This is a genomic window from Synechococcus sp. M16.1 (genome assembly GCF_014279895.1).
In the GTDB taxonomy this organism is placed as follows: domain Bacteria; phylum Cyanobacteriota; class Cyanobacteriia; order PCC-6307; family Cyanobiaceae; genus Parasynechococcus.
On record NZ_CP047954.1, the window covers coordinates 1,931,482 to 1,943,694 of the forward strand.

The 12,213-nt window shown below is 64.9% G+C and carries 11 protein-coding genes; 6 read left to right on the forward strand and 5 right to left on the reverse strand.

The features are described 5' to 3' along the window. Positions 1–54: 54 nt before the first annotated feature. Positions 55–528, forward strand: coding sequence for a DUF2062 domain-containing protein (locus SynM161_RS11040; RefSeq protein WP_186541470.1), 474 nt, complete (start codon positions 55–57; stop codon positions 526–528). Here the strand turns inward: SynM161_RS11040 and SynM161_RS11045 are convergent. Further along, on the reverse strand, positions 525–2,858 hold the full coding sequence (locus SynM161_RS11045; protein WP_186542665.1) for a bifunctional (p)ppGpp synthetase/guanosine-3',5'-bis(diphosphate) 3'-pyrophosphohydrolase: 2,334 nt from the start codon (positions 2,856–2,858) through the stop codon (positions 525–527). The genes SynM161_RS11040 and SynM161_RS11045 overlap by 4 nt on opposite strands. 20 nt (positions 2,859–2,878) lie before the next feature. Between SynM161_RS11045 and SynM161_RS11050 the strand changes: the two genes are divergently transcribed. Continuing rightward, entirely contained in the window at positions 2,879–4,519 is a 1,641-nt protein-coding gene (locus tag SynM161_RS11050) for an ABC transporter ATP-binding protein (RefSeq protein WP_186541471.1), read from the forward strand. A 4-nt stretch (positions 4,520–4,523) separates the two neighbouring features. Here the strand turns inward: SynM161_RS11050 and SynM161_RS11055 are convergent, their stop codons facing one another. Both SynM161_RS11055 and ylqF read right to left on the reverse strand, forming a co-directional pair. Next, positions 4,524–5,528, reverse strand: a complete 1,005-nt coding sequence (locus SynM161_RS11055; protein WP_186541472.1) for an RluA family pseudouridine synthase — start codon at positions 5,526–5,528, stop codon at positions 4,524–4,526. After that, on the reverse strand, positions 5,525–6,391 hold the full coding sequence (ylqF, locus tag SynM161_RS11060; RefSeq protein ID WP_186541473.1) for a ribosome biogenesis GTPase YlqF: 867 nt from the start codon (positions 6,389–6,391) through the stop codon (positions 5,525–5,527). The genes SynM161_RS11055 and ylqF overlap by 4 nt, the downstream gene beginning before the upstream one ends. Positions 6,392–6,509: 118 nt before the next feature. Here ylqF and pgk point away from each other — a divergent pair, with 118 nt between their 5' ends. Together pgk and SynM161_RS11070 are read left to right on the forward strand one after the other, a co-directional pair. Continuing rightward, entirely contained in the window at positions 6,510–7,715 is a 1,206-nt protein-coding gene (pgk, locus tag SynM161_RS11065) for a phosphoglycerate kinase (protein ID WP_186541474.1), read from the forward strand. Positions 7,716–7,858: 143 nt separating this feature from the next. Continuing rightward, complete coding sequence (locus SynM161_RS11070) at positions 7,859–8,746, forward strand: NAD(P)-dependent oxidoreductase (protein ID WP_186541475.1); 888 nt, start codon at positions 7,859–7,861, stop codon at positions 8,744–8,746. On the opposite strand, the gene SynM161_RS11075 is transcribed toward SynM161_RS11070, so the two are convergent. Next, on the reverse strand, positions 8,743–9,480 hold the full coding sequence (locus SynM161_RS11075; RefSeq protein ID WP_255441790.1) for a hypothetical protein: 738 nt from the start codon (positions 9,478–9,480) through the stop codon (positions 8,743–8,745). The two genes, SynM161_RS11070 and SynM161_RS11075, sit on opposite strands and share 4 nt — an antisense overlap. 58 nt (positions 9,481–9,538) lie before the next feature. Between SynM161_RS11075 and SynM161_RS11080 the strand changes: the two genes are divergently transcribed. Further along, positions 9,539–10,615, forward strand: a complete 1,077-nt coding sequence (locus SynM161_RS11080) for a glycosyltransferase (protein WP_186541476.1) — start codon at positions 9,539–9,541, stop codon at positions 10,613–10,615. A gap of 31 nt (positions 10,616–10,646) precedes the next feature. Here SynM161_RS11080 and SynM161_RS11085 read toward each other — a convergent pair whose 3' ends face one another. Next, positions 10,647–11,762 carry a histidinol-phosphate transaminase gene (locus SynM161_RS11085; protein WP_186541477.1) on the reverse strand — a complete coding sequence of 372 codons (1,116 nt, stop codon included), beginning with the start codon at positions 11,760–11,762 and terminating at the stop codon, positions 10,647–10,649. A gap of 134 nt (positions 11,763–11,896) precedes the next feature. Here SynM161_RS11085 and SynM161_RS12165 point away from each other — a divergent pair, with 134 nt between their 5' ends. Beyond that, positions 11,897–12,211, forward strand: coding sequence for a pentapeptide repeat-containing protein (locus SynM161_RS12165; RefSeq protein ID WP_255441791.1), 315 nt, complete (start codon positions 11,897–11,899; stop codon positions 12,209–12,211). Positions 12,212–12,213: the final 2 nt, after the last annotated feature.

Here is a 12,213-nt window from a genome sequence, read left to right on the forward strand (position 1 = left end):
AGCAGTCGCCGCTGGTGATCCATACCTAAGATCCGGCCGATTTCTGCTGGGTTCATGCGCCGGTTGCTGCGCCTCAGTCGCATCCGGATGCGCCGCGGGGTCCTCTGGTTGTGGAGACAGGAAGGCACCCCAGGCCAACGGGCCCGTGGCCTGGCCGCTGGAGTGTTCTGCGGCTGCTACCCCTTCTTCGGGCTGCAGATCTTCCTCAGCGTGGGTGTGGCCAGCGTGGTGCGTGGCAATCACCTGCTCGCCGCCGCAGGAACCCTGGTGAGCAATCCCCTCACCTATCTGCCCCTCTATTGGTTCAACTATCTGGTGGGCTGTCGGCTGCTGGGCCCAGGCCAAGGCGGGATCAACCTGGCGGAGCTGAATCGCAGCAGCCTGTGGGCCCAAGGGTGGGAGTTCAGCCAGCGCATCCTGTTGGGCTCCACCGTTGTGGGGATGGTGATGGCCATCGCCAGCGGCTGGATGGCCTACCGCCTGTTTCTGCAGCGTGAAGCCCGTGCCGTCGTGAGCCGAGGCAGCTAGCTCGTGCCCACCCGGGCAATCCCGATCACATCCGCCATCGAGCGGATCTGGTCCATGGTGCGGCTGAGCTGATCGGCACCCTCGAGCTCAACCCGCAGATCGATGCGGGCCGGCTTGCCCGCTGCCGTGGTGACCCGGGCATCACTGACGTTGATGGCCCCATCGGAGAGACGCAGCAGGATGTCTTTGAGGATGCCGACGCGATCGATCACTTCGATCCGCAACTGCACCGGGAAGCGCTGTTTCTCCTGTTCGGCATGGGCGGTGTTCCAGCGCACGGGGAGCCGCCGTTCCCGCGGGATTGTCTCCACGTTGGAGCAGTCCTGCCGGTGAATGGTGATGCCGTGGTTGCCGAGGGCCACCGTGCCCACGATCAACTCACCCGGCAGCGGACTGCAGCAGCCACCGAGGCGGTAGTCCAAGCCCTCCAGCCCAAGGATCGCCCCTTCGCCTCCGGAACGGTCCGGCGCCGGATCCCGCGATGGCAGCAGCGCAGCGGCCACGTCTTCGTTGCTGGGTGGGGCCTGCTGTTGTTCCGCCAGCAGACGCATCTCCTCCCGCAAACGGTTGAGCGCCTGCTGCAGCGTGACGTCTCCAAATCCCAGTGAAGCCAGAAGGTCTTCGGTGGTGGGCACATTGCAGCGCTGCGCCACCCGCTGCATCGCCTCACCGTTGAGTAGGGCATCGAAGCCATCCCGCCCCAGCTCCCGCTCCAGCAGATCCTTGCCCCGTTCAATCGTTTCGTCACGGTGGCTGCGCTTGTACCACTGGCGTATGCGATTACGGGCCGTCGGCGTGGCGACGAAGTTCAGCCAATCGAGGCTGGGATGGGCCGTTTTGCTGGTGAGCACCTGAACGAAATCACCGTTCTGCAGCGGCGTTGCCAGCGGACACAACCGATCGTTGATGCGAACGCCATGGCAGTGATTGCCCACCTCGGAGTGGATGCGATAGGCGAAGTCGACGGCGGTTGCCCCCTTGCGCAACCCGAGCACATCACCCTTCGGGGTGAACACAAACACCTCTTCGTCGAAGAGGTCTTCCTTGATCGAGGAGAGGTAGTCGTTGTGATCGTCGTTGCCGCCTTCCTGCTGCCAATCCACCAGCTGACGCAGCCAGTTAAACCGCTCCGCATCACTGCTGCTGCTGGCCGGTGAGCCGCCTTCCTTGTATTTCCAGTGGGCCGCAATCCCGAATTCGGCCACATGGTGCATCTCAAGCGTGCGGATCTGCACTTCGATCGGGCGATGCCGACCGATCACCGCCGTGTGCAGGGATTGGTAGCCATTGGGTTTCGGCAACCCGATGTAGTCCTTGAAGCGTCCAGGAATCGGGCGGAAGGTGTCGTGAACCACCGCGAGGGCGCGATAGCAGCTCTCGACATTGGGGGTGAGGATCCGCAACGCCGCCACGTCGTAGATCTCGTGGAACTCCTTCTGCTGGCGTTGCATCTTGCTCCAGATGCCAAACAGATGCTTGGGGCGACCACTCACCTCGCAGTGCTCTAGGCCGGCCCGTTCCAACCGCTCATTCAGCAGCCCCACCGTGACGCCGAGCCGTTGCTCCCGTTCACTGCGCTTGGTGGCCACCTCCTCCTGAATCTCCCGGAAGGCCTCCGGTTCCAGCAATTTGAAGGCCAGATCCTCCAGCTCCCACTTGAAGCGACCGATGCCGAGGCGGTTGGCCAGGGGGGCATAGATCTCACGGGTTTCGCGGGCGATCCGCTGGCGCTTCTCCTCCTTCAACGCACCCAGGGTGCGCATGTTGTGCAAGCGGTCGGCCAGCTTCACCAACACCACACGGATGTCGCTGGCCATCGCCAGGAACATCCGGCGCAGATTCTCCGCCTGCGCTTCCGTGCGGTCGTTGAAGTGGATGCCGCCGAGCTTGGTGACCCCCTCCACCAGTTCACGCACCTCGGAACCAAAGTGCAGCTCGATCTGATCGGGGGTGACGTCGGTGTCTTCGACCACGTCGTGGAGGAACCCTGCGGCGATCACCGGAGCGCTGGCGCCGATGTCCCGTAAGAGATCAGCCACCGCCACCGGATGGACGATGTAGGGGTCCCCACTGGCGCGGAACTGGCCTTCGTGCAGCTGAAAGCCGAAATCGAAGGCCGACACCAGCAGCGCCTCGGAATCGGTGGGGCAGCTCTGACCAATGCCGGGCGGCACATTGGCGATGCACTCCCTCAACCAGTCCGGTAGAGCGATGCCGTAATCGTCCGGATGGCGGACAGGATGGCGCCTCACTTCGGGCAACGCGCAGCCCACCGTGGCCGAACCTGAGCTGGTTCGGGGCTCTTTGGGTGTGGAGGCAGCGTTGAGCATCCGACCCATCGGGTCAATCCATGGTATTCAGTGCAGGACCTCCTGTCGCTCGCGCAGCACTGTTCATGGGCCGGCCTGTTCTGGAACTCGAACAGCTGCGGTTGCGCTATCCCGGCAGCAACTCCTGGACGCTGGATGGGATGAATCTCAACCTCGAGCCGGGAGAGACCCTGGCCTTGGTGGGATCTTCGGGCTGCGGCAAAAGCACGGTGGCGCGGGCTGTGATGCAGCTGCTGCCCCAGGGAACGGTCTGTGAAGGACGGCTGTACTTGACCGGCCAGGATCCACGCCAACTCCGGCGACCGCAGTTGCGGCAGCTGCGGGGTGAGGCCGTGGGTCTGGTGTTCCAGGACCCGATGACGCGGATGAATCCGCTGATGAGCGTGGGCGGCCATCTGATCGACACCCTCAGGGCCCACCGACCTCGAACCAGTGCCGCGGCCCACCAGGAACGGGCCCGAGAACTGCTGGAGCGGGTGGGCATTGGCGCCAACCGCTTCCGCGCCTACCCCCATGAGCTCAGTGGTGGGATGCGCCAGCGCCTGGCCATTGCCTTAGCGATTGCCCTGGAACCACCGTTGCTGATCGCCGATGAACCCACCACCAGCCTGGATGTGGCGGTGGCCGGGCAGGTGATGGCCGAACTCAGCGGCCTCTGCCAGGAACTGGGCAGCGCCCTGCTGCTGATCAGCCACGACCTGGCCATGGCCGCCCGCTGGTGCGAGCGCATGGCCATGCTCGACGGCGGACGCAAGGTGGAGGACGGCCCCAGCCATCAGTTGCTCACCCGGCCGCAGTCGCCGGTGGGGCAACGGCTGGTGGCCTCCGCCCAGGCCCGGGAAGGGGGACGCTCACCGGCACGTCCCGACAGCGGCAGCGTGCTGCGGGTGGAGGAGATGCGCTGCTGGCATGCCGTGGGTGGCCCACCTTGGGCACCCCTCTGGCTGAAGGCGGTGGATGGGGTGAGTTTCGAGCTCCGGGCCGGGGAAAGCCTGGGGGTGGTGGGGGCCTCCGGCTGCGGGAAAAGCACCCTCTGCCGGGCCTTGATGGGGCTCAATCTCATCCGCGGCGGACGGGTCGACCTGCTGGGCCAGGACCTGCTGAGCATGCGTGGTGAGGCGCTGCGAACGGCCCGCCGGGCCCTCCAGATGGTGTTTCAGGACCCTCTGGCCTGCCTGAATCCCGCCCTGCAGGTGGCCGATGCCATCACCGATCCGTTGCTGATCCATGGTCTCTGCTCGAAAGCGACAGCCCGGGAGGAAGCCCGTCGCCTGCTGGAACGGGTCGGCCTCAGCCCGGCTGAGCAGTTTCAAGATCGCCTGCCGAAGCAGCTCTCCGGCGGTCAGCAGCAGCGGGTGGCGATCGCCCGCGCCCTGGCGTTGAAACCCAAGGTGCTGATCTGCGATGAGAGCGTCAGCATGCTCGATGCCGAAGTGCAGGCGGATGTGCTGGCGCTGCTGCGGGAGCTGCAGCAGGAGCTGGGCCTGGCGATCGTGTTCATCACCCACGACCTCTCGGTGGCCAGTGGTTTCTGCCACCGGGTGATGGTGCTGGACAAGGGGAAAGTGGTGGAAGAAGGGCCAGGGGACCGGATCTTCAACGCACCTCAGGCGCCGATCAGCCGCACCCTCGTGGAGGCCTGCCCAAGGCTGCCCCGTTAAGCCCTCAGCCCGAGGCGGCGCGTCGCCTCAGCACCCCCAGCAACTTCTCCATCACTGGAGGCAGGGGAGCTTCGAACAGCATCCGCTCGCGGGTGATCGGATGGTCCAGCCCCAGCTGCACGGCGTGCAGGGCCTGGCCGTGCAGCTCAATCGGCAACTTGCGGCAGCGGCTGTAGGTGGGGTCACCCACCACGGGGTGATTCATGTGGGCGCAGTGGACGCGGATCTGATGGGTCCGCCCGGTGTCCAGCTTGAAGCGCAACAGGGAGTAGTCGCCCAGCCGCTCCACCAGGGTCCAGTGGGTGCAGGCATACCGGCCGTTTTCGCTGCTCACCACCGCGTACTTCTTGCGATCCGCCGGATGACGGCCAATGGCGCCGACGATCGTGCCGGAATCGCCGGCGGGCACGCCATGAACGACGGCGAAATACTCGCGGGAGGCGATTCGTTTCTGGATCTGCACCTGCAGCCGCACCAGGGCCTCCTGGCTCTTGGCGATCACGATGCAGCCGGTGGTGTCTTTATCAAGGCGGTGCACAATCCCCGGGCGCAACTTGCCGCTGATACCGGGCAGGTCCGGGCAGTGATGCAGCAGGCCGTTCACCAGGGTGCCGTCCTTGTTGCCCGGCGCCGGATGCACCGTCAGTCCGGCCGGCTTGTTGAGCACGATCAGATGGTCGTCCTCAAACAACACATCTAAATCCATCGGCTCCGGCTTGAGGTAAGGCAGCGGTTCCGGTGGTGGCATCCAAAGCTGCACCTCATCGCCCTGGCGCAGGGGGGTTTTGGCCTTGCCGGTCTTGCCGTTGACGCGCACGTAGCCCGCGTCGATGAACTTCTGAATCCGGGCCCGGCTCTGCTCCGTGCGCTGGCTCACCAACCAGCGGTCGAGCCGCATCGGCAACGGCTTGGGATAGGCCAGCGTCAGCAGCTCTCCCTCCCCTTCACCAAAGCGATCCGTGAAGGTCTCCTCCGGCAACGGAGGACGTTTCCACTGCTGCGGACTCATGCCGGCAGCTCCAATGCAATGCTGCCGAGGGCCGACTTGCGGAAATCATCCAGTAGCCGCTGGGCCATGCGCGCTGTCTCACCGGAGGTGTGGCGGGCCGCTGCGGCATCCAGCCAGAGAGCCGGGTCGGCCGTTTCACCGCTCAAGGGAATGCCGTAGCGCTCCTGAAGCAGCGGAATCGTCACCCCAGCGGCAGGCTGCGATCCCACATCCAGCAGCAACTGCAGGAAGGCCTGGGCCACCAGTTCACCGTCGTAGGCGGCCTGGCCGATGTCGTCGCAAAGGGCCAGCCGCAGGGCCGCCTGCTGGTCGTCGAGCCGAGGCGGCAGCACGCCAGGGGCATCAAGGAGGTCAAGGTCTTGCCCCAGACGCACCCAGCGCAGGGTGCGCGTCACGCCGGCCCGCCGGGCGCTAGCCACCACCTTCTGCCGCACAAGACGGTTGATCAACGCCGACTTGCCCACGTTGGGAAAGCCCAGGGTGAGCGCCCGCACGGGCCTGGGCCGCATGCCCCGGTTGCGGCGGCGTTCGTTGAGCTGATCGCCGGCACGGATCGCGGCCTGCTGCACCTGCTTCACGCCGGTACCGGCCTTGGCATCACACCAAACCGTCCGCTGGCCCTGGGCTTTGAACCAGGCCTCCCAGGCCTCCTTGGCGGCTGCGGTGACCATGTCGCGCCGGTTGATCACCAACAGATGCTGCTTGCCCTTCAACCAGCGGTTGAGGTGGGGGTGGCCCGTGGCCAGAGGAATGCGGGCATCACGCACCTCGATCACCAGATCCACCTTGTCGAGATGGCGCTTGAGCTGCTGCTCCGCCTTGGCGATGTGGCCGGGATACCACTGGATCGTTGGGGTGCTCACAGAGGCAAACGCACAGAACAGACGGCCAGCCGGAACGAATTCACTTTGAACGCGCTGGCACCAACGTCATTCACACGGGTTAATCTCACCCCGTTTTCTTACCGCACGACACAACCCTATGGCGAAGCGTTCCCTGGCCAGCCTCAACGCCGGCGACCTGAGCGGCAAACGCGTTCTCGTGCGGGTTGACTTCAACGTGCCCCTGAACGATGCCGGTGCGATCACCGACGACACCCGCATCCGTGCTGCCCTGCCCACGATCAACGACCTGATCGGCAAGGGCGCCAAGGTGATCCTGTCCGCTCACTTCGGCCGTCCCAAGGGCCAGGTGAATGACGCCATGCGTCTCACCCCCGTGGCGGCTCGCCTGAGCGAACTGCTGGGCAAGCAGGTGGCCAAGACCGACAGCTGCATCGGCCCCGACGCCGAAGCCAAGGTGGGCGCCATGGCCAACGGCGATGTGGTGCTGCTGGAGAACGTGCGTTTCTTCGCTGAAGAAGAGAAGAACGAAGCCGGTTTCGCCGAGAAGCTCGCGGGCTTGGCTGAGGTATATGTGAACGACGCCTTCGGCGCCGCCCACCGTGCCCACGCCTCCACCGAGGGCGTGACCAAGTTCCTCAAGCCCTCCGTCGCCGGCTTCCTGATGGAGAAAGAACTTCAGTACCTGCAAGGTGCTGTGGATGAGCCCAAGCGTCCCCTGGCGGCCATCGTCGGCGGCTCCAAGGTGAGCTCCAAGATCGGCGTGCTCGAAGCCCTGATCGACAAGTGCGACAAGGTGCTGATCGGCGGCGGCATGATCTTCACCTTCTACAAGGCTCGCGGCCTCTCGGTGGGCAAGAGCCTGGTGGAAGAAGACAAGCTGGAACTGGCCAAGGAGCTCGAGGCCAAGGCCAAGGCCAAGGGCGTGCAACTGCTGCTGCCCACCGACGTGGTGCTGGCGGACAACTTCGCCCCCGATGCCAACAGCCAGACCGCTGACATCAATGCCATCCCCGACGGCTGGATGGGTCTCGACATCGGCCCTGATTCGATCAAGGTGTTCCAGGACGCCCTGGCCGACTGTCAGACCGTGATCTGGAACGGCCCCATGGGCGTGTTCGAGTTCGACAAGTTCGCTGCTGGCACCAATGCCATCGCCACCACCCTGGCCGACCTGAGCGGCAAGGGCTGCTGCACGATCATCGGCGGCGGTGACTCGGTGGCAGCGGTCGAGAAAGCTGGCCTGGCCGAGAAGATGTCGCACATCTCCACCGGCGGTGGCGCCAGCCTCGAACTGCTGGAAGGCAAGGTGCTGCCCGGCGTGGCTGCCCTCGACGCGGCCTGATCAGCGGCTGAAGCCTGGAGCTTCAGGTCTTCATCGATCTTGTCCCGGACGTCCCTCAAAGCGGACGTCCGGGATTTTTTATGTCCTGGAGGCACAGCTGCTGCGCATCCGTCGATCAGGATCCAAATGCTTCGCCATGCGTCATGACCAAAGGTGACCTGAGCCTGGGCTTCGTGGGACTGGGGGCACTCGGCCTGCCGATGGCGGTCAACCTGAACAAGGCTGGCTTTCCACTACGGGTGCACACCCGCAGCCGCACCGCCGAAACCGATCCGGAGCTCGAGGGTGCAACGCCATGTTCCAGCCCAGCCGATGCCAGCACCGGCGTGGATGTGCTGCTGCTGTGCGTCAGCGACGATGCAGCCGTTGAGGAGGTGCTGTTCGGAGTAGAAGGCGCCGCATCACAGCTGCGCGCCGGCAGCGTGGTGCTGGATTGCTCCACCATTGCTCCCGCCACAGCCCAACACTGTGCGGAACGCCTGGCACGCCAGAACCTCCATTACATGGATGCCCCGGTCACTGGCGGCACGGAAGGGGCCAAACGCGGCAGCCTCACGGTGCTGGTGGGTGGAGCCAGCGAGCCATTGGAGCGGGTACGGCCCATCCTCGAGGTGATTGGAGGCTCCATTCATCACTTCGGTGACGTGGGGCGGGGACAACAGGTGAAAGCGGTGAACCAAGTGCTGGTGGCCGGCAGCTATGCCGCCGTGGCCGAAGCGGTGGCCCTAGGCCAGCGTTTGGAGCTGCCCATGCCCCAGGTGATCGATGCCCTCAAAAATGGTGCAGCCGGCTCATGGGCCCTCGACCATCGCAGCATCGCCATGCTGGAGGGCAGCTATCCCCTTGGCTTCCGGCTGAGCCTGCATCGCAAGGATCTCGGGATTGCCCTTGATGCAGCCAAGGCCGTCCAACTGGATCTGCCCGTCACAACGCTGGTGGAACAGCTGGAACTCGATCTGATCAACAACGGCCATGGCGATGAGGACGTGTCCGCCCTGCACCGCTGGAATCAAACAAGACAACGGAGCTAGTAGCTGCTGACCACGCGCACCCGTTTGGTGGCCGTCACCACGCCATCGGGATGCACCAGCATCACGGCCCAGGTCTGCGAACCGGGTTGCTGAGGTGCCTGGACGCTTTTGAACAATCCACCCCCAGCCTGAGGCGACAACGGCAGGTTGGGGCGCTGATGAGCCGACAGCTGCTCATCGGTGAGGTCGATCAAACCGCCCGCCACCAGGGCCTGGCCTAGCGGTTTTTCAACGATCAAGTCGACGTCATAACGGCTGCCGGTGAGCACCACGTCGGGGATGGCGACGTCAACCGCCAAGGGGCGCTCACCACTGCGCAGCAAGGACTGCTGGGCCAGCAGTTCCTGGTCTACGAGCTGGCCGTTGTCCAGACGAATCGCGATCTGTTCGCTGGCCTCAAGGGAATAACTGAGCCCCTGGGATTCGGCGGCACCCCGCACCTGCAGGCTGAGGGTTGGACGGCCATCTGGTGTGGGTGCTGCGGGCTCCACCTGCCAGGTGACCTCGGGGAAATCCTGCCGGAAACGCTCCAGGCGCTGGGCCAAAACAGGCTGAAGCTCAACGCTGGCCAGCGTGTCGAACGCCGAAGAGCTGCCGCTGTTCAACGCCGCTTGCAGGCGATCGCTAAAATGACCTACGGCACTGCCCTCGCGTCCGGGCTGCCCAAGGGCTTGAACCGGTGACAACACCAATGCCATGGCCGAGACGAGCGTGACTCCCAAGAAACGACGCACGGGCCAGACCACATCAACCCAATTAAGTTAGGCCTGGTGTGCGGTGACGGCCGACGCGATGACCCGGCTTCTGATCGCCGCCAGCGGCACCGGCGGCCATCTCTTCCCCGCCCTGGCCGTTGCGGAAGCCGTTGAAAGTCAGTGGCCCGTGCGCTGGCTGGGGGTGCCCGATCGGCTCGAAACGCAGCTTGTGCCGCAGCGTTTTGGCTTGGTGTGCGTGAACGCCGGTGGGCTGCAGGGACGCGGGCTGACCAAGCTGCTGCAGCTGCTGCGGCTGTTGCTGGCCAGCATCAGCGTGCGGCGGGTGATCCGCCGAAACGCGATCGATGTGGTGTTCACCACCGGCGGCTACATCGCCGCCCCCGCGATCCTTGCGGCACGTTGGTGCGGCATTCCCGTGGTGCTGCATGAATCCAATGCCATCCCGGGGCGAGTCACCCGCTTGCTGGGTCGCTTCTGCAGCGCCGTAGCCATTGGCCTGCCCGCGGCCGCCAAGCGCATCCCCGGCAGCCAGCCGGTGCTGACGGGCACACCGGTGCGTTCCAGTTTCCTGGCCCCACAAGCCCTGCCGGGCTGGGTCCCTTCCGGGGAGGGGCCGCTATTGGTGGTAATGGGCGGCAGCCAAGGCGCACTCGGCCTCAATCGGATGGTGCGTGCCGCGGCGCCAGCCTTGTTGGAGCAGGGCTGCCGCGTGGTTCACCTCACCGGCGACAACGACCCCGACATCGGGCAACTGCGGCACTCGCAGCTGGTGGAGCGCCACTTCAGCGACGAGATTCCCGGGCTGCTGCAGCATGCCGACCTGGCCATCAGCCGCGCGGGGGCCGGCAGCCTGAGTGAACTGGCGGTCTGCGGGACTCCAGCCGTGCTGGTGCCATTCCCGCAGGCAGCAGACCAGCACCAGGAGGCCAATGCTGCCTGCGCCGCATCTCTTGGTGCGGCCGTGATCGTTCATCAGCACGTGCCCGAGCATGGAGCACTGAAAGCAATGCTCCTGCACCTGCTCGGCCCTCGTCTAAGCGGTTGCACGGCAGAAGCCGATCCATTGGTAAGCATGGCGAAGGGGATGAAGCGCCTGGCCGTTCGCGATGCCGAAGCGGAACTGGCCACGCTTCTCAGAGCACTATCAACCTGAAGCAGGCTGCGCCTTAACGAATCCCTCTGCCTCAATTCAGCGGATGATCGTCCAGGCTCATTTGCAGAGCCCGCACAATCCGCCGATTGCCCGAACGGCTTTGCAGACCGATTCGCAACCAGCACTCCCCCAAGCCCTCAAACGAGCGGCAGTCGCGTAGCAACACACCCCTACGCGCCACCGCCTCCCGTACTGCCAGCAATGACTGGCCAGCCTCGACCAGCAGGTAATTGGCGCTGCTTGGGTAAGCCGTCAGACCTGGCAAAGCATCAAGTCGATGTTGCAACCAAGGCCCCTCACACTGCACCCAGTGATGAACACGGCGCAGCCAACGCTCCAATGCAGCCCCATCCGCCATCACCGCGCTGCCTGCAGCCAGCGCCAGCCCATTCACACTCCAGGGGTCACGCCAACCGCTCCAGCGCTGGAGGCGTTCAGGAGAGGCAAGGGCATAGCCGAGCCGCAGGCCTGCTATCGCGAACAGCTTTGTGAGGCTGCGGATCACCACCAGGTTGGGATGGCGGTTGAGCAGCGGCACCAACGATTGCGCTTCACCGCCAGGAACCAAAGGAAGAAACGCCTCGTCGCAGACCACCAGGGCATAACCAGGAACCAGGGCTTCCAAGGAGGCGCGATCCCACAACTGTCCGGAGGGGTTGTGAGGGTTGGTGATCCAGAGACACTGGCTCAAGCCTTGACATGGCGCAGCGGGTTTGAGAGGAAAGGGCTGGGGCCAGCTGCAGGGCCAGGACAACGGCAGTACCAGGGATTGCCAGTGGCCCTGCCAACAGCGCAGTGCGCGGGGATAGTCGGCAAATCCAGGTTGCGGCAACACGCTCACACCAAGGGCTGCCGCGTCGCGAGCTGCCCAGGTGAACAGCTCGGCCGCACCATTACCGGGCAACACCGCTGCTGGATCGAGCTTGTGATGCTCGGCCAGGACGACTCTCAACTCCCACTGCTGACGGTCGGGGTAGTCACGCAGGGCCGCCCCCCGAATCCCCTGCGCTAACGCGCGCTTCAAGACGCGCGGCGGCTTGAACGGCACCAGCGACGCACTGGCATCCAGCAGCCGCCAGGGATCAAGACCGAGACGCCGGGCTTCATCGCTGAGGTTGCCGCCGTGGGGAGGAACGGGGCTAACCACGGGGCGTTGACGCGGATGGATGCATCTTGGCGACCCGCGCGCAACATCAACATTGGAGACCGACGCAGCAGTCGATTGCGCCGCTTGACGGAGCAAGCGAAGCTCGGTGCAGCAAGCCAGCCACCTAAATACTGATGGCCGATCTCAAGCAACGCTTGGTTCTGGTGGCCGCTCTGCTGAGTCCATGGATGCTCGCGCCGCATGTCCAGGCCGACGAGGAGCTGATACAGCTGCTGCAAGACAAACGCTGTCCTCGGTGCCAGCTGGCCGACGTGGATCTCGTGCACGCGGATCTGCGCGATGCCGATCTCAGTGGTGCCGAACTGCAACGGGCGAATCTGAGTCAAGCCAGGCTCGACGGAGCCGACCTCAGTGGCGCCGACTTGCGCTTCACCAGCCTTCAGGGGGCCTCCCTACGGGGGGCCAACCTGCGGGGTGCGAATTTCTAAGG

Bases quoted from the DNA above. Each gene is read 5' to 3' on its own strand.
- SynM161_RS11040 (WP_186541470.1), top strand. From the start codon at position 55: ATGCGCCGGTTGCTGCGCCTCAGTCGCATCCGGATGCGCCGCGGGGTC.
- SynM161_RS11080 (WP_186541476.1), top strand. From the start codon at position 9,539: ATGACCCGGCTTCTGATCGCCGCCAGCGGCACCGGCGGCCATCTCTTC.
- SynM161_RS12165 (WP_255441791.1), top strand. From the start codon at position 11,897: ATGGCCGATCTCAAGCAACGCTTGGTTCTGGTGGCCGCTCTGCTGAGT.
- SynM161_RS11050 (WP_186541471.1), top strand. From the start codon at position 2,879: ATGGTATTCAGTGCAGGACCTCCTGTCGCTCGCGCAGCACTGTTCATG.
- SynM161_RS11070 (WP_186541475.1), top strand. From the start codon at position 7,859: ATGACCAAAGGTGACCTGAGCCTGGGCTTCGTGGGACTGGGGGCACTC.
- SynM161_RS11045 (WP_186542665.1), bottom strand. From the start codon at position 2,858: ATGCTCAACGCTGCCTCCACACCCAAAGAGCCCCGAACCAGCTCAGGT.
- SynM161_RS11055 (WP_186541472.1), bottom strand. From the start codon at position 5,528: ATGAGTCCGCAGCAGTGGAAACGTCCTCCGTTGCCGGAGGAGACCTTC.
- pgk (WP_186541474.1), top strand. From the start codon at position 6,510: ATGGCGAAGCGTTCCCTGGCCAGCCTCAACGCCGGCGACCTGAGCGGC.